Below are 15,276 nucleotides of genomic sequence, written 5' to 3'. Positions count from 1 at the left end.
GGACTTGAACCCACAACCCCCTGATTACAAGTCAGGTGCTCTACCAATTGAGCTACACCGGCATTTGATTCATTCGTTTTCGTTGTGTGCGTTTCGTGTGTGTCCCGCTCACGAAATTTAATATAGCACGTATAAATTTTAAATGCAATAGAAAATCTAAAATAATTTCATTCAAAATAAAAATCGCACAAAAAAAGAGCAGTGGGATCGATTCCCCACTGCTCTTTTCTTCTATATATTATCCCGCTCGAAAACCCTCTCCCAACACTTCCTGAGCAGGGCACAAAATAATGAATGCATCGGGATCCACCGAACGCACCATAATTTTCAGCTTGCTTACTTCACTTTGGCTGACAACTGCCATGAGCACCTTGCGCGCGTCTCCGGTATATCCACCTGCACCATCCAGCAAAGTGACACCACGGTCCAAATCGTACAAGATGGTTTCTCTCAGCGTATCTGTTTCATTCGAAATGATATAAGCGACTTTGGAGGTATTCCACCCCATCTGAACAATATCAATCGTCTTGCTGGTCACAAACAACGCAATAAGTGCATACAATGCTTTTTCCGGATCGAATACAATCCCCGCAAACAAGATCACTAGCCCATCAAACACAGCTACACATGCGCCTAAGCTAATTCCTGAGTATTTGTGGAGGATTTGCGATGCAATTGAAAAGCCACCCGTTGATCCTCTCCCCCGAAACACGATACCAATCCCTAGCCCAACCCCGATTCCTCCATAAATACTTGCAAGCAGAAGATTCGTGGTTAACGGTTGCAGGTGACTGGTCAGCATGACACACAAAGGGAGAACAATCGAACCAACCGCCGCCTTCATACTGTATTGCCGATCGAGAAGTTTGAAGCCTAATAGAAACAAAGGAATATTCAATGCCCATTGCACTACTGCTGGAGAAAACCCAAACAAGTTATGCAAAATCGTAGACAGCCCAGAAACTCCACCAGAAGCAATTTGGTTTGGATTCAGAAACAAATTGAAGCTAGTTGCCAATACTAGCGATCCTAGAACCAGCATGCCGTATTCGAGTATTTTTCGCTGAGGACTGTTCATTTGGATTGCGGTTCGTCTTTTTCGTGCCACATGGTTCCACTCCTGACATTATCACGTAAGCAAAATCCGCACATACACTACCATGTTTTGGTGGAAAAGAAAACCCCTATTTCCTCATCCCTTCTATGTAAGATTTACGCATCCCCCAGAAACATGCACCCTCAAACCATGAGCCGGATAAGATATGGAAAGAAAAAGTTGACTGCACACAAAATAAAAAAGATAATTACAATATAGTAATTATTACAAACTAAGAACGGGGTGACCTGTAATGGATCATCATATTGTCAGTGTCACACAACAAGCCAAGCATCTAGGAAAAAGATTGACCGTCCAAAGAAGAGCCGTACTCCTTCTTATGCTTACTACTCAGAAATACTATACAGCCAAAGACGTTTATCATGCTTTGAAAAACGAAATGCCAAACATCACACTCTCAACCGTTTACACCAGCCTGCGCTTTTTCGTGAAAATGGGTATTCTCAAGGAGCATGTTCACCACGACTCCCCCAATCAATTTGAATGTGTGGTAACGATGGACGACATTCAGTTGCCAGACGTCATTTGATTCCTATTCCTTTCCCACAACGCAAAAAACTCCTGAAGTCATCAGGAGTTTTTTTGTATGCCGTCAGTTATTAAAAATCAAAGTTATCCGGGTCTGGACCAACTCGGTGATTTTGGTTCAACGCATGAATCATTTCCATGTCCTCTTTCGACAGTTCGAAATCAAATACGGATGCATTCTCGACGATTCGATGCTCTTTGGTCGACTTTGGAATAGTTACGACGCCATTTTGCAAATCCCAGCGAATAATGATTTGGGCAATGGACTTCCCGTATTTTTCTGCAATTCCTTTTAGTACTGGATTGTCCAATAGTTGGCCTTGCATAAGCGGAGACCATGCTTCAAATTGAATCCCTTGATCCTTGCAGAAAGCACGCAGTTCATCTTGGGACAAGCGCGGATGGAATTCCACTTGGTTGACCATCGGCTTAATTTCAGCGTCTTTAAGCAGTTCCTCTAAATGATGAACGTGGAAATTACTTACCCCGATTGCTTTTACCAACCCTTTTTTGTACAGCGCCTCTAATGCTCTCCATGCTTCTTTGAACTTTCCTTCTACCGGCCAGTGAATGAGGTACAAGTCCAAGTATTCCAGTCCGAGTTTTTTCAGGCTTGTCTCATATGCTTGCAACGTGGATTCATACCCCAAATCCGCATTCCATACTTTCGAGGTAACAAAAAGATCTTCTCGAGTGATGCCCGCTTCCTGCAAACCTGCACGGATTCCACGGCCAACACCTTCTTCATTATTATAAATAGCAGCTGTATCGATACTGCGGTAGCCATGCTTGATTGCTGTTTTTACCGCTTGCTCGAGCTCCTGGCCTTCCTCTACTTTAAAAACACCTAGACCCAACCAAGGCATTTTTACTCCGTTGTACAGTGTAGTCGTATCTTGCAAATTTTTAGGCATAACTTGTCTCCTCCATTCTTGGACTCTATGTTAGTATGACTGTTTCCAGTCACCTAATGTGCTTCATGTCGTTTGACAAGTGTTATTATGAGATAGACTAACGAAAAGGAAAAGTACGCACTTTTTTGTGTGATAGGCACTAATAAGTACCTATCATTCAGGGGGAAATCAACAATGAAGAAGAAGTATAACATTTCAGTGGAAGCTACACTTGAGGTCATCGGCGGTAAATGGAAATGCGTTATTTTGTGTCACCTGACTCACGGAAAAAAACGTACAAGTGAATTGAAACGACTAATGCCAGGCATTACGCAGAAGATGCTGACGCAGCAACTTAGAGAGCTTGAAGAGGATGGCATCATCAACCGGATCATTTACAATCAAGTTCCGCCAAAAGTGGAATATGAGCTCAGCGAGTACGGCTGGACCTTGAAAAGTATTCTCGATTCGCTCTGCTTATGGGGCGAAAAGCATATCATTAAGGAATACGGAGACAAGTATGCTGTATTGGAAGAAAGTATCTTAAATCGATAATCGAACGGGAGTAGGTGGAGTGCCTTGGGAGCAATCGAAACGCCTGTCTTGCGAAAATTGGGAAGCTCAGACCTGATGCTTTCTCCTCTCGGCCTCGGCTGCTGGCAGTTCAGCAATGGACACGGAATGGTGGGGAAGTTTTGGCCTGTCATTGGACCTGACGATGTTTTAAAAATTGTGCAGACGAGTTTGCATGGGGGCATTAACTGGTTTGATACGGCAGAAGTATACGGCAAAGGTCAATCAGAACAGATGCTGGCAAAAGCCTTAAACGACGCCGGCCCACTAGCCGATTTCGCTCATATTGCGACGAAATGGTGGCCTGTACTGCGCACCGCCAAAAGCATCGGGAACACAATCGACGAGCGCATTCGTTTGCTCGACAACCGTACCATCCATTTGCATCAAGTCCACCAGCCCTACTCCTTGTCCTCGGTTGCAAGCGAAATGAATGAAATGGCCAAGCTCGTCAAGCAAGGCAAGATTCAGAACGTGGGCGTCAGTAATTTTTCCGCCAAAAGTATGCGAGAAGCCGATCGCGTATTGCGCGAGCATGGTCTGCGTCTCATCTCCAATCAAGTGAAATACAGCCTGCTGGACAGACGAATCGAACAAAACGGGATTCTGGATACAGCAAAAGAGTTGGGTATTGCAATTATCGCGTATTCTCCGCTTGAGCAAGGGATTCTAAGCGGCAAGTTTCATAAAAATCCTGCCCTTGTCCAGTCCATTACAGGACCCCGAAAATGGACAGCCCCCTTTCGTTCCACCGGACTCAAAAAATCCCAGCCGCTTATCACGGTCTTGGAGGAGCTTGCACGCAAATACGATGCATCCGCTACACAAATTGCTTTGAACTGGTTGATCCACGCTCATGACGAAACGGTCTTTGCGATTCCAGGCGCGTCCAAAGTCCATCATGCAAAGGAAAATGTCAAAGCCATGCGATTTTCTTTGACCTCGTCAGAATTGCAAGAGATTGATGAGGTTTCCAAACAAGTTCTGTCCTTCAACAAGTAAAAAAGCTGCCGATCTAATCGACAGCCAAAATGGTGTAGTCATACACAGCTCTTCCCAGTAATCCCAGTGTGTTCAAAGCGGATTGAGCGGTTACATCTTTGGATAAGGCCGTAATGGAAAAGCAGCGATTGTTCGTATACAGCAAGCCTACATCATGCTGTCTTCCGGTATCCCAGCCCGATTTACACGGCATTTCCCATGCAGGATAATTGGATTCTTCCTCATTTGGCAATTGGGACGGCAGACCATTACAGACTTGCTGCTTTTTCATAATGGCAATCATCTCTTTGCAGGCACGCTGAGACAGATAACTACCCGTTGCCAAATGACCTAGCATACTCGCAACATCCCCAGCAGTTATCTTATTGTTTTCTGTGATATCAAGTGGATAAATCATAAGTTTTCGTGAATAGCAGCTTTGGCGCATGCCCAAATCAATCATGGTCTGATCAATCTGCGCTTTTCCTACTAAATTAATCAGCATGTTTGTCGCCGTATTGTCGCTCTGAATAATCATGAGGGTCACCAAGTCGCGAATCGAAAGCTTCAAGCCTGGAGATAGCGCGTACAACACCCCCGATCCCCCCACCAGATCCTCTTGGCGTAAAACAAGCTGATCATCCAATTGAAAATGCCCCTGCTCACTTGCTGCGTAAACGGCAGCCATGATCGGCACTTTAATGACACTCTCCGCAATAAACAGCTCGTCCGGTGCATATTCAAAACGGATTCCTTTAGCTGAACCCTGTTCCTCCACAACGACGCCCCAAGTACCCTCCGCTTGTCTGATAATGGCCGACAACCTTTTTTCCAGCTCCACAGTTTTTCTTCCCTTCTCCCGTTGCTCGTAGTTTCTTGACGCTTCCTTATTATCATACTATTGCGAAAACAACTCAAACAAGAGACGGTACTAGCTTACGGTTCGTTTATCCATCCTGAACTTGGAAATAATACGTAAGATAAACCTACGGACAAGGTGAGGCATCATGCAGAACTCCGATAAGATTGGCAGCCGTCAATTTGTCATTCTCGTCACATTCATCACCATAGGCGACTCCATCTTGATCTTGCCTTCCGTACCTGCGACTGAAGCGAGTCACGATGGATGGCTATCAGGATTAATCGGCATGGTGCTAGGGCTGGCCATCGTATACTTGTTTTGTGTAGTCGGTCGCATCTACCCCGAACAAACGCTAATTGAAAAGAACAAGCTCATATTTGGACGGTGGATCGGCGCGTTCTTTTCTCTCTTCTTTTTGGGAGCTATATTAATAAACGGCGCTGTCTATATACGGACGATCGGAGAATTCATGACCACACACATAATGAAAGCAACACCCATCCACGCTGTCATGTTTTTACTCGTTGCCTGCGCCATATACGCCGTTCGATTAGGTCTTGAAGCTTTTGCGCGTACCAGCGAAATCTTTTTCCTCTGGTTTGTCCTTACGTTCGTTACATTTTTTCTTTTGTTAAGCCCTCAGTTTCAATTCGAGAATCTTTTCCCCTTCCTGGAAAATGGCTTTAAACCCGTTATAAGAGGTGTATTATCCGTGACCGCTTTTCCCTTCTCGGAGCTGGTTATTATCCTCATGATTACTCCACTCCTGGATGCAAAGCAAAAGCTCACGTCTGCTTTTTTGCGAGGAGCTATATACGGTGGAGTTTGTCTGCTTGCCGTCATCTTCTTATCACTATTGGTACTCGGCCCGGAATTAGTTTCTCGTGAGACTTTTCCGAGCTACTCCCTCGCCAAACGAGTCCAAGTAGGAGAGTTCTTTCAAAGGCAGGAAGCGATGATGGCTCTCATGTGGTTTGTCTCCATTTACTTCAAAGTCGTACTGTATATGTATGGTTTCTGTGTAGGTATAAAGCAGCTTCTCCATTTAAAGGAGCATCAGCCGCTCACCTTGCCCATATGCATCTTATTTGTCGCCATCGCGATTATCATCGTTCCAAACGAAGCTTTTTTATACGAAACGTATACGTACTGGCCGTTCTTTGATTTGACAATAGGGTTCTTGTATCCGCTGATTCTCCTAGTCTCTTACTGGATACGAAAGCAAATGAACAACAAGCCGACTCCCCTCCAGAAGTAAGGTGTCGGCTTGTTTTATGCTTACAGTAGTTGTTTGATGGCTGCCACCCGCTCTGCATCGACGTATCGGAGAGCCTGTCCTTCTTCTCGTACTGCCGATCCAAAATGAACCTCTTTGACACCCGTACGCTTCACGAGGTCTCCCACATTAGCCAGCGACAATCCGCTTCCTGCCAAAATCGTGAGTTGTGTGTTCTCTGTCAGCTTGACGAGCTGCTCGATGCAAGCAGCTCCCTCAACAGCCGTTTTTTTGCCCCCAGAAGTAAGAATGGTACGGACCTGGGGATATTCCATGAGAATACGCGCTGCTTCGATTTGATCCACCGCATCATCAAACGCACGATGGAACGTCACATTCAACGCACCTGACTCTCCAAGCAACAGCTCCAACCCCCGCTGATCGAGCTTATTTTCTGGAGTCAGCATGCCGAATACGACACCTGTAGCGCCAAGTTCACGGATGATACGTACATCCTGTCGCATGACCGCAAGTTCTTCTGCTGTATAGCAAAACGATTGGCTATGCGGTCGTACCATGACGTTTACCGGGATAGAAACCGCCTTGACCACTGCCTCAATCAATCCCCAGCTCGGAGTAATACCTCCCTCCAAGATTCCCGAGATGAGCTCCAATCTGTCAGCCCCGCCTTGTTCTGCACGCTTTGCATCCTCAACTGAAGTCGCAATCACTTCCACTAGCATGATTCTTCGCCTCCGTTTTTAGCATTTGTTCAAAACAAAAATTGGTCGTTTCTCCCCAACCACCAACTGATTGTCGTTTTTAATGGCTTTTGGCGCCAGCGCATGCAGTCGGTCGATGGTTTCCAGATTTTCATACTGAATCTGCTCCAAGATCGATGCGATAATAAGCGGCCATACTAATTCAGAGCCATTCAGTACCTTAAGCGAGAAGCTGAGTCTCTCTTTTTTCAAAGCAAAGCCGTATACGCCCATCGCTCCGCCTTTGGCGATTATATTTTCATCCATTAAAAGCGCTGTACAGACGAAGTTGTGACTGGCTATGATCTCGGGACTGCTAGTCATCCAGCCCGTGACTCTCTCTACTGCCTCACGCGTCTCGTGATCCTCGATCAGATCCGGGCACGCCAGCTTTAGATATGCGATCGCCAGGTTCTTGAGCGGCAGCGCAAAAACCGGGAAGCCACAGCCGTCGACGCTTAGCTGAACCTGCTCTTTTGAATAGTCAGCCAGGTCGGCAAACACCTTCAATGCCTCCTGTTGCGCTGGATGCTCTGCCTTGAAGTAATCATGAGTGGAATATCCTTGATCCTTCGACAATGCCAAGTACCCCAAATGCTTTCCCGCACAGTTATGAAAGAGCCTACGCTTTTCTATGCCTTGGGACAAGCAAGCAGACTTCGGCTCCTCGTTGAGCGGATATGTCGGGCAAGTTAGCAATTCGTCTTCCTGAATGCCGGTCTTTCGTAAAATCGACTCCAAGCCTTCCATATGATAGACTTCACCACGATGTGAGGCCGCAAAGAGTGCTGCTTCGCTGTTATTCAGTCCGAATTTTTCATCAATTTTACGTTTGGCGATGGGAATGGCTTGAAAGGGCTTAGCTGCTGAGCGCAATAAGGTGATATGATTCACGTCGCCCGCCCGATAAGCCACCTCTCCTTTTTCATTCACGCCACACACGATGCCGTTATGTACGTTCTCCAGAATGCCACCGCGATATTCTTCCACTAATGGGACGTCTCTCATCAAAATTACCCGCTCCACTCCATGTTGATCGATTATGAAAAAAACACTAGCAGTAGCACCCTCCATCCGTCAATCTTTTTCCAAGCGATAATCCCCCACTTCGGCGCTGATTGTTGTATAATGTCTCAAGGCGCCCACTTGGGCTGCACAAATAAGAAATCCGTGCATCTGCACGGGAGAGGTTCGCGAACTCCCTCTATAAAAAACTAAGCCGGATAACAGTACCTTTCTTTGGTATTGTTATTGTTTTTTTGCAGGAAAGTTCAAGAACTCTCTTTCTTCGATACTTCAAAAGGAGATGGAGAGCAATGATGAAAAAGGAAAAAGCCGTTGTCGTCTTTAGCGGAGGTCAGGACAGCACTACCTGCCTGTTTTGGGCGAAAGAGCAATTCGGCGAAGTAGAAACCCTCACGTTTGACTACGGGCAGCGACACAAGCTGGAGATCGAGTGCGCCCAGCAAATTGCCGCAGAACTCGGCGTCAAAAACTCCGTATTGGACATGAGCCTGTTAAACCAGCTCGCGCCCAATGCACTCACCCGCACAGATATTGACATTACCCAGGAAGAAGGCCAATTGCCATCCACGTTCGTTGACGGACGCAACTTGTTGTTCCTTTCCTTTGCGGGCGTTTTCGCCAAGCAACGAGGAGCACGTCACTTGATTACCGGTGTATGCGAAACGGATTTTAGCGGTTATCCCGACTGCCGTGACGCCTTTATCAAATCACTCAATGTGACATTGAATTTGTCGATGGACTATCCGTTTGTGATTCATACGCCGCTGATGTGGCTGAACAAAGCACAAACGTGGAAACTGGCGGACGATCTGGGTGCCTTCTCTTATATTCGCGAAAATACCCTCACCTGCTATAACGGCATCAAAGGAGACGGCTGCGGCGAATGCCCTGCCTGCCACCTGCGAAAAGCCGGACTAGACACGTATCTTTCCGAGAAAAATCAACCTGGAGAACAAGCCTGATGAGCGCGAACTTTGATTTTCGTATCGTCGATCGCATGCAGGCACTGGGTACCCATATTCAAAAATCACAGCTTCGCTACCATAATAAACGCGTTTTGGTAAGCAAGGAATTTACTTTTGACGCTGCACATCATCTGCACGCCTATGAAGGAAAGTGTAAAAATCTCCACGGCCATACGTACACGGTCGTCTTCGGCATTAGCGGTTTTCCGGATGAGATTGGACTCGTGATCGACTTCGGTGACATCAAGCAAATCTGGAAAGAGCACATCGAAATCTATTTGGATCACCGCTATCTGAATGAAATGCTCCCACCGATGAATACCACTGCCGAAAACATGGTCGTGTGGATTTTTGAAGAGATGGAAAAGCAATTGCAGTCAGATGCCTACCGCGACCGCTACAATGGCGCTCGTGTGGAGTTCGTTCGCCTGTTTGAGACACCGACCAGCTATGCTGAGGCAAGACGGGAGTGGATGACGGAATGATCCCGGTCTTGGAAATATTCGGCCCTACGATTCAGGGCGAAGGAATGGTTATCGGACAAAAAACGATGTTTGTGCGAACAGCTGGCTGTGACTATCGTTGCAACTGGTGCGACTCCGCTTTTACATGGGATGGATCTGCCCGTGATGAAATCAGGCAAATGACGCCCGAGGCGATCTGGGAGGAGCTCACTCGCTTAGGCGGGGACCGTTTTTCTCATGTCACGATCTCCGGGGGAAATCCTGCGCTTTTGGCTGGCATTGGCGACTTAATTGCCCTGTTGAAGGAGCATGGCATTCGCACAGCAGTCGAAACACAAGGCAGCAAGTGGCAAGCATGGCTTCCACAGATTGACGACATTACAATTTCACCGAAGCCGCCAAGTTCCGGGATGGAAACAGATTTTCAAGCGCTTGATCGAATTGTACACGAGCTTTTGGAACAAAAACATCCAGGACTTAGCCTGAAAGTGGTTGTTTTCGACGACGCCGACTTTGCCTATGCACGCACCATCCATCAGCGTTTTCCAGAGGTTCCTTTCTACTTACAGCCAGGAAACAGTGATCTGTCTGACGCTGATACACCTCGGCTTCGGGATAAGCTTTTGGAGAGCTTTGAATGGCTGATCGATCAAGCGATGGCGACACCTGACATGAATGACGCGAAGGTTCTGCCCCAACTACATGCGCTTGTCTGGGGCAATAAACGAGGCGTTTAAACGATATTTTACTCTCATGGAAGAAAAGAGGATGTACTCATATGGCACATCAACAAGAACGCGATTTATCCTCCCTCACTCTTTTGGGGAATCAAGGCACAACATACAACTACTCCTATGACCCGAGCGTATTGGAGTCTTTTGACAACAAGCATCCGTACCGCGATTATTTCGTAAAGTTCAACTGCCCGGAATTCACCAGCCTGTGCCCGATTACCGGACAACCAGACTTTGCGACAATCTATATCAGCTACATTCCTGACATCAAAATGGTAGAGAGCAAATCGCTCAAGCTGTACCTTTTCAGCTTCCGCAATCACGGTGATTTTCACGAGGATTGCGTCAACGTCATCATGAACGACTTGATCAAGCTGATGGACCCGCGCTACATCGAGGTATGGGGCAAGTTCACTCCGCGCGGCGGCATCTCGATCGATCCGTATTGCAACTACGGGAAACCGGGGACGAAGTACGAGGAGATGGCGAGCCATCGGATGATGAATCATGATATGTATCCGGAGAAAGTCGACAATCGGTAGAGCGAATAGACTATGAAAAAGGAAAAGCCCTTATTTATTAAGGGTTTTTCTTATTTTTTCTTCGGATTCAAAGTAGTTACTTCCTCAACCAATTCGTAAAAAAGACTTGCTTTTAACCAAACAGGTGTTGTGTAAAAGAATGGTCCCTCCGCGGTATTTTCAAATCCGCAAATATAATGTCGGTCTGACTCGGTATCGTGTTCCTCCTTTATGGTAACGATACATTTTAGCTGATTGATAATAGGAGGAGATTCATACGACTGAGAAACATCGCATGTCCGTTAATGGCCTGCCTCCGAATGCGCATATTTCATTTCGTGAAAATGTGACGCAAACCGAACTACGTCAGGCCGCTGAGCGCTCTATTGCCACACTCATCGCAAGCTTCGAAAAGAAAATTGAACAAACCCTTGCCACTGATACATCGAAGTCGAAAGTACAGACAAGTGTCTATGCACAAGGTGATCGATCTAACCTACAGTCTATAGACCTGAACATTCCTGATACTGCCCACATTCGGACGCTGGCTATTGTCCCCCCTTTTGATTTCACATGGAGCTGGTTTCTCCCAGATGGAAGTCCTCCCACTTTCCAGAACCTCAATAACGAAACAGGTGAAGTCGGTTTAATCGCCAGATCAGGAGCTGTATCAGGAGAAGGTGGAATGGGTGCCCCAGGCTTCATAGCGGCACATGCGGGTTTTGGCATAATGCTCTCCACAGATCGCGAAGTGACCGCAACTGGATACGCCTCTCGACGTTTTGTGCCCAAGTGGCACCTGTCTAGCATTGAATCTGCGGATAGTGTTATGGTTGAGGCAGGCACAGAGCTGACCGTACTGAAGGACGGGCAACTGGTCAACAGTGCGAGTGGGAAGCTGTTCAGCGAAAGTGTACATGGAAACGGTGGCGGTCGTTACGAATCATCCGGTTACGTTGATGTGACCAATCCACCAAGCCTCAGCTTCGCAATGTCTCCCGGGCACCAGTACACCTTTAACGTTGGCATTTGGGTATTCTCGAATAAATCGGGTAGCCAACACGCTTTTGCGGAATCATGGTTAAGTGGAGCAGTGCTCTCGATGAGCGTCGTACGATGAGTACACCAGAACCCTTATTGTAAATAAGGGTTTTTTCCTTTTCCAATTGGAAATCAAAGTCTTGATCGTTGGTGTGATTCTACTCCTTCTGCTACGTTTTAGTGCGGAAGGAGGTGATTACCATGACCAAGCATCTGTATTTCTATGCAAGTTTCGAAGATGCAGCGCGACTCAATCGGGAGTTGATTCAGCTCGGCTACAGGAATTACTATCTGGAGCCACATGAACATCTGGTTGCTTTTGTTTTTGAACCAGTGACCGACGTGAGTCATGCGATCTTGAGACACTTGTTTCATGCAGATGGTCCATCTCACCTAGACAACTAGCTTTGCAGTACTGGTGCTCCTCATGTGAGGGGCATCGGTACCTCCATCTACACGGTCGTTCATCTTATGTTCATGTTCAACGATTACACTTACAAGCGTAGTCAAAAGAAATGAACAGGAGATGATCTTACTTGTTAGCAGCAGCCGTGATTTTTATAAATCTTGCTCTCATTGCCTATACGATTGGGGTATGGAGCGAAAAACGTTCAGGAGAGCTAAAGAGGAAACACCTTATCTTTTTTGGTCTTGGCTTGGCATTTGATACTATCGGAACTACGTTTATGAAATTACTTGCTGACAACTCCAGTTTAAATTTGCATGGCATTACTGGGCTGATCGCTCTGATCTTGATGTTTCTCCATACAGTGTGGGCCTGTGTCGTCCTATGGAAAAAGAATGGACATCAAATCAAGCAGTTCCATAAATTTAGCTTGATCGTATGGATTTTATGGCTTGTACCTTATTCCATTGGCGTCGCTTTAAGCTTTATGAAATAGGATCCCACCTTCCCTCAACCCTCTCAACTGATGAGAGGGTCATTTGCTTTTCTCGCGGCTGTTCAACCTATCGTCAACTTTGACTACCATTCGACAATATCTCCTAAAGTAATCAGAACAATAATCGTATAAAATGTAATAAATTAGTATTTTTAGAAATATACAACTTTCGACTGACTCGATGATCGTTTCCAAACAACTTTTATCATGAAAGGTTGATGCTCATGTTTAAAAAAACACTTATTATCCTGTCATTAAGTTCAGTCGTCGTAGTACCCTCTCTAGCCACACAAGTCCAAGCGGCAGCGCTCCCTACACAGGAAAAGGCAACCACCTACGCTTCCAATAAAAAAATCAGAAATGCCATGTCTGGTGAAGAAATCTGGGTATCACTTACCTCACCTATTCCAGCCGGATGGGTTATCGTTAGAACTTTAGGAACGCAGAACCTGATCAGGAATGTGAACGGTGCTTCTTATGGCACGGAGGTAGAGGTGCTGCTCGCTTCGCCTATCCCAATCGGATGGGTCATGGTTCGAGCCTTTAGAGGATCGAATGTAATCAAAAATATGAACGGTGCTTCTTATGGTACGGAGATAGAGGTGATGCTCGCCTCCCCTATTCCTGAAGGATGGGTCATGGTTCGAGCCTTTGGAGGATCGAATGTAATCAGGAATGTGAACGGTGCTTCGTACGGCACGGAGGTAGAAGTGATGCTCGCTTCGCCTATCCCAAAAGGATGGATCATGGTTCGAACCTATGGAGGATCGAATGTGATCAGAAATGTCAATGGGGCTCCTTACGGAACACAGATTGAGGTACTGCAAGCCTCGCCTGTTCCTGAAGGATGGATCATTGTCAGTTCAGGTGGAAATTCGAAAGTGATCAGGAAAGTTGGCTAAAACAAAGCCCACATAGCATGCATCTAGTCCGCAGGCTGACGTCGAAACGCAATCGGCATCAGCTTGCGGGCTTTTCTTTAATAGGTTTCCAACAATGGAGGAATATATAAGAGAAGAAAACGTCCTAAGGAGGCCAATAATGAGCACGTTTTACGAGAAATATGGTGGGGAAGATACGGTCGCGAAAGTAGTGGACTACTTTTATGATTTAGTTTTAGCTGATGACACCGTGAACCACTTTTTCAAAAACACCGATATGGAAAAACAACGTAAACACCAAACAAAGTTTATCAGCTATGCCCTTGGTGGTCCGAATCAATATTCTGGCCAGTCCATGGCAAAGGCTCACGAAGGAATGAATCTGCAACCCGTTCATTTTGATGCTATCGTTGGGCATCTGCGTGAGGCCTTGACTCACTTTGGTGTAAGCGAAGAAGATATTGCCGATGCTCTCGGCAAAGTAGGATCACTACGGGATGATATTTTGTATAAATAACCGCGTATCAAAGCGCCTGATGCAATGGTTCAGGGACCCCCTTCCGTTCCCGGATCAGTTTCTCTCAGTGGCCCTCGTTTTCGAGTGGCCATTTTTAGTTTGTTCATACACATTTTGTAAAACTCTTAGCAACTCTATATAATAGGAGCAATATTTCAACAATGGAGGCAGATTCGCAAATGGAAGATCAATATTTTGTTGGTTGGGGTACATTGGCCCTCATCAACGCTGGACTAGCTCAAGGAAAAAACCGTAGCGGTCTTAACTGGTTTTTTCTCTCTTTATTTATTGGCCCTATCGCAACGTTAATCATTGTAGTCTGGGAAAAACTGCCTGAGCAGAAAGACTTGTCTCAGTGAGGCATATTGATAAGGAGGCAATCATGTTGCAAATTCGAAATGTGCAAGAGCAAGACTACCTCAAAGTTATTACGGTCCTCAACGATTGGTGGGGTGGGCGACAAATGTCTGATATGTTACCCAAGCTGTTTTTTATCCATTTCCAGTCAACGAGCTTTATTGTTGAAGAGAATGGAGAAGTCATCGCTTTCCTCATCGGCTTCTTGTCCCAGACGTTGCCCGGCGAAGCTTACATTCACTTCGTTGGTGTGCATCCCGACAAGCGAAAAGATGGATGGGGGCGCGAATTATACCACCATTTCTTTCAAACCGTAAAACAAAAAGGATGCGATACGATTCGATGTATTACTTCTCCTGTTAATAAAGGCTCAATCTCCTTCCACACGAAGCTAGGTTTTGCCGTTGAAAAAGGGGATAAAATGGTGGATGGAATCCATGTGACTTCTAATTATGATGGAAAAGGAAACGACCGGGTTATTTTTGTAAAACAGATTTAAACTTACAGCCGTCTACTATTGGCTGATATTTGAGATTTTGAAACGTTTCGTCCCTTTACACGTAATTACAGTTAAAATATCCCAAAAGTAGGTAGTTACATGCTCAGAGCACTTGGTTTTGGCGTTGCTTTGCAGATTCTCTGTATGATCATAGCGATAACGACTGGGAACATCGATCAAGCTGGCAATTATGCTGAGTATCTTGCGTTTGGTCTCCTTACACTGGCTGGATTAATGGTCTATAACGCCCTTAGCAGTCCCTCAGCCTATTACAAAGAACATGAAGTGCAAGATTATAAAAGCAGATGGAAATGGACCTTTTATTTCCTGCTCGCCTCTGTTCCCAGTGGCATTTTTGCTGTCATCTTTTTCAGCTTTTTTGCTTAATTCCTTTTGTTTCACAAGCTTCTCTCTTCAATTACGTAACCAAAAAGCACC

Annotated in this window: 21 protein-coding genes and 1 riboswitch; of the genes, 16 read left to right on the top strand and 5 right to left on the bottom strand. The window is 45.9% G+C overall.

Going from position 1 to position 15,276, the window contains the following annotated elements; translation table 11 throughout:
- Positions 1 to 238 precede the first annotated feature (238 nt).
- Positions 239 to 1,108 carry a YitT family protein gene (locus KB186_RS25580; protein WP_173610233.1) on the bottom strand — a complete coding sequence of 290 codons (870 nt, stop codon included), beginning with the start codon at positions 1,106 to 1,108 and terminating at the stop codon, positions 239 to 241.
- A 241-nt stretch (positions 1,109 to 1,349) separates the two neighbouring features.
- Here KB186_RS25580 and KB186_RS25575 point away from each other — a divergent pair, with 241 nt between their 5' ends.
- Complete coding sequence (locus KB186_RS25575; RefSeq protein WP_232774645.1) at positions 1,350 to 1,646, top strand: Fur family transcriptional regulator; 297 nt, start codon at positions 1,350 to 1,352, stop codon at positions 1,644 to 1,646.
- Positions 1,647 to 1,716: 70 nt separating this feature from the next.
- Here KB186_RS25575 and KB186_RS25570 read toward each other — a convergent pair whose 3' ends face one another.
- Positions 1,717 to 2,559 carry an aldo/keto reductase gene (locus KB186_RS25570; protein ID WP_173610231.1) on the bottom strand — a complete coding sequence of 281 codons (843 nt, stop codon included), beginning with the start codon at positions 2,557 to 2,559 and terminating at the stop codon, positions 1,717 to 1,719.
- Positions 2,560 to 2,733: 174 nt separating this feature from the next.
- Here KB186_RS25570 and KB186_RS25565 point away from each other — a divergent pair, with 174 nt between their 5' ends.
- Complete coding sequence (locus KB186_RS25565) at positions 2,734 to 3,093, top strand: winged helix-turn-helix transcriptional regulator (protein ID WP_173610230.1); 360 nt, start codon at positions 2,734 to 2,736, stop codon at positions 3,091 to 3,093.
- Between the two features lie 75 nt (positions 3,094 to 3,168).
- Positions 3,169 to 4,113: an aldo/keto reductase gene (locus tag KB186_RS25560; protein WP_232774647.1), complete on the top strand. Its 945-nt coding sequence runs from the start codon at positions 3,169 to 3,171 to the stop codon at positions 4,111 to 4,113.
- A 13-nt stretch (positions 4,114 to 4,126) separates the two neighbouring features.
- Here the strand turns inward: KB186_RS25560 and KB186_RS25555 are convergent, their stop codons facing one another.
- Positions 4,127 to 4,933, bottom strand: a complete 807-nt coding sequence (locus tag KB186_RS25555) for a serine hydrolase (protein ID WP_232774643.1) — start codon at positions 4,931 to 4,933, stop codon at positions 4,127 to 4,129.
- 166 nt (positions 4,934 to 5,099) lie between these two features.
- Here KB186_RS25555 and KB186_RS25550 point away from each other — a divergent pair, with 166 nt between their 5' ends.
- Complete coding sequence (locus tag KB186_RS25550; protein WP_232774641.1) at positions 5,100 to 6,212, top strand: GerAB/ArcD/ProY family transporter; 1,113 nt, start codon at positions 5,100 to 5,102, stop codon at positions 6,210 to 6,212.
- A gap of 20 nt (positions 6,213 to 6,232) precedes the next feature.
- On the opposite strand, the gene KB186_RS25545 is transcribed toward KB186_RS25550, so the two are convergent.
- The gene (locus KB186_RS25545; RefSeq protein WP_221868002.1) at positions 6,233 to 6,913 is read right to left on the bottom strand and encodes a copper homeostasis protein CutC; all 681 of its coding nucleotides are present in this window, start codon (positions 6,911 to 6,913) and stop codon (positions 6,233 to 6,235) included.
- 18 nt (positions 6,914 to 6,931) lie between these two features.
- Positions 6,932 to 7,939, bottom strand: coding sequence for an asparaginase (locus KB186_RS25540; protein WP_232774639.1), 1,008 nt, complete (start codon positions 7,937 to 7,939; stop codon positions 6,932 to 6,934).
- Between the two features lie 172 nt (positions 7,940 to 8,111).
- Positions 8,112 to 8,155: riboswitch (PreQ1 riboswitch) on the top strand.
- Between the two features lie 95 nt (positions 8,156 to 8,250).
- Between KB186_RS25540 and queC the strand changes: the two genes are divergently transcribed.
- From queC to KB186_RS25480, 12 genes are all read left to right on the top strand, one after another.
- The gene (gene queC / locus KB186_RS25535; protein WP_173610257.1) at positions 8,251 to 8,919 is read left to right on the top strand and encodes a 7-cyano-7-deazaguanine synthase QueC; all 669 of its coding nucleotides are present in this window, start codon (positions 8,251 to 8,253) and stop codon (positions 8,917 to 8,919) included.
- Complete coding sequence (queD, locus tag KB186_RS25530; protein ID WP_007729718.1) at positions 8,919 to 9,407, top strand: 6-carboxytetrahydropterin synthase QueD; 489 nt, start codon at positions 8,919 to 8,921, stop codon at positions 9,405 to 9,407. Before queC ends, queD begins: the two co-directional genes overlap by 1 nt.
- A complete protein-coding gene (gene queE, locus KB186_RS25525) occupies positions 9,404 to 10,123 on the top strand; it encodes a 7-carboxy-7-deazaguanine synthase QueE (protein ID WP_173610225.1) in 720 nt (239 codons plus the stop codon). Before queD ends, queE begins: the two co-directional genes overlap by 4 nt.
- Positions 10,124 to 10,164: 41 nt before the next feature.
- Entirely contained in the window at positions 10,165 to 10,662 is a 498-nt protein-coding gene (gene queF, locus KB186_RS25520) for a preQ(1) synthase (protein ID WP_007729714.1), read from the top strand.
- A 274-nt stretch (positions 10,663 to 10,936) separates the two neighbouring features.
- Positions 10,937 to 11,761 (top strand): hypothetical protein, encoded by an 825-nt coding sequence (locus KB186_RS25515; RefSeq protein ID WP_173610224.1) that lies wholly within the window; start codon positions 10,937 to 10,939, stop codon positions 11,759 to 11,761.
- Positions 11,762 to 11,883: 122 nt separating this feature from the next.
- Positions 11,884 to 12,087, top strand: coding sequence for a hypothetical protein (locus KB186_RS25510; protein ID WP_173610223.1), 204 nt, complete (start codon positions 11,884 to 11,886; stop codon positions 12,085 to 12,087).
- Between the two features lie 131 nt (positions 12,088 to 12,218).
- Entirely contained in the window at positions 12,219 to 12,584 is a 366-nt protein-coding gene (locus KB186_RS25505; RefSeq protein ID WP_106785620.1) for an HsmA family protein, read from the top strand.
- 224 nt (positions 12,585 to 12,808) lie between these two features.
- Complete coding sequence (locus KB186_RS25500) at positions 12,809 to 13,486, top strand: hypothetical protein (protein ID WP_173610222.1); 678 nt, start codon at positions 12,809 to 12,811, stop codon at positions 13,484 to 13,486.
- Positions 13,487 to 13,625: 139 nt separating this feature from the next.
- A complete protein-coding gene (locus KB186_RS25495; protein ID WP_173610221.1) occupies positions 13,626 to 13,982 on the top strand; it encodes a group I truncated hemoglobin in 357 nt (118 codons plus the stop codon).
- Between the two features lie 179 nt (positions 13,983 to 14,161).
- Positions 14,162 to 14,341, top strand: coding sequence for a hypothetical protein (locus tag KB186_RS25490; protein ID WP_173610220.1), 180 nt, complete (start codon positions 14,162 to 14,164; stop codon positions 14,339 to 14,341).
- Positions 14,342 to 14,367: 26 nt separating this feature from the next.
- Positions 14,368 to 14,838, top strand: a complete 471-nt coding sequence (locus KB186_RS25485; RefSeq protein ID WP_173610256.1) for a GNAT family N-acetyltransferase — start codon at positions 14,368 to 14,370, stop codon at positions 14,836 to 14,838.
- 99 nt (positions 14,839 to 14,937) lie between these two features.
- Positions 14,938 to 15,225: a hypothetical protein gene (locus KB186_RS25480; protein ID WP_173610219.1), complete on the top strand. Its 288-nt coding sequence runs from the start codon at positions 14,938 to 14,940 to the stop codon at positions 15,223 to 15,225.
- The last annotated feature ends 51 nt before the right edge of the window (positions 15,226 to 15,276 follow it).

This window comes from Brevibacillus sp. AF8 (assembly GCF_021270385.1).
Taxonomy (GTDB): Bacteria; Bacillota; Bacilli; order Brevibacillales; family Brevibacillaceae; genus Brevibacillus.
The sequence above is the reverse complement of the archived record's forward strand: the minus strand, read 5'-3'. Positions and strand labels throughout refer to the sequence as shown.

What these genes read in the sequence shown, in the direction of transcription:
- queE (WP_173610225.1), top strand. Translation starts at nt 9,404, where the DNA reads ATGATCCCGGTCTTGGAAATATTCGGCCCTACGATTCAGGGCGAAGGA.
- KB186_RS25490 (WP_173610220.1), top strand. Translation starts at nt 14,162, where the DNA reads ATGGAAGATCAATATTTTGTTGGTTGGGGTACATTGGCCCTCATCAAC.
- KB186_RS25560 (WP_232774647.1), top strand. Translation starts at nt 3,169, where the DNA reads ATGCTTTCTCCTCTCGGCCTCGGCTGCTGGCAGTTCAGCAATGGACAC.
- KB186_RS25515 (WP_173610224.1), top strand. Translation starts at nt 10,937, where the DNA reads ATGTCCGTTAATGGCCTGCCTCCGAATGCGCATATTTCATTTCGTGAA.
- KB186_RS25510 (WP_173610223.1), top strand. Translation starts at nt 11,884, where the DNA reads ATGACCAAGCATCTGTATTTCTATGCAAGTTTCGAAGATGCAGCGCGA.
- queC (WP_173610257.1), top strand. Translation starts at nt 8,251, where the DNA reads ATGAAAAAGGAAAAAGCCGTTGTCGTCTTTAGCGGAGGTCAGGACAGC.
- KB186_RS25565 (WP_173610230.1), top strand. Translation starts at nt 2,734, where the DNA reads ATGAAGAAGAAGTATAACATTTCAGTGGAAGCTACACTTGAGGTCATC.
- KB186_RS25500 (WP_173610222.1), top strand. Translation starts at nt 12,809, where the DNA reads ATGTTTAAAAAAACACTTATTATCCTGTCATTAAGTTCAGTCGTCGTA.
- KB186_RS25495 (WP_173610221.1), top strand. Translation starts at nt 13,626, where the DNA reads ATGAGCACGTTTTACGAGAAATATGGTGGGGAAGATACGGTCGCGAAA.
- KB186_RS25545 (WP_221868002.1), bottom strand. Translation starts at nt 6,913, where the DNA reads ATGCTAGTGGAAGTGATTGCGACTTCAGTTGAGGATGCAAAGCGTGCA.
- KB186_RS25480 (WP_173610219.1), top strand. Translation starts at nt 14,938, where the DNA reads ATGCTCAGAGCACTTGGTTTTGGCGTTGCTTTGCAGATTCTCTGTATG.
- KB186_RS25550 (WP_232774641.1), top strand. Translation starts at nt 5,100, where the DNA reads ATGCAGAACTCCGATAAGATTGGCAGCCGTCAATTTGTCATTCTCGTC.
- KB186_RS25575 (WP_232774645.1), top strand. Translation starts at nt 1,350, where the DNA reads ATGGATCATCATATTGTCAGTGTCACACAACAAGCCAAGCATCTAGGA.
- queF (WP_007729714.1), top strand. Translation starts at nt 10,165, where the DNA reads ATGGCACATCAACAAGAACGCGATTTATCCTCCCTCACTCTTTTGGGG.
- KB186_RS25570 (WP_173610231.1), bottom strand. Translation starts at nt 2,559, where the DNA reads ATGCCTAAAAATTTGCAAGATACGACTACACTGTACAACGGAGTAAAA.
- KB186_RS25540 (WP_232774639.1), bottom strand. Translation starts at nt 7,939, where the DNA reads ATGAGAGACGTCCCATTAGTGGAAGAATATCGCGGTGGCATTCTGGAG.
- queD (WP_007729718.1), top strand. Translation starts at nt 8,919, where the DNA reads ATGAGCGCGAACTTTGATTTTCGTATCGTCGATCGCATGCAGGCACTG.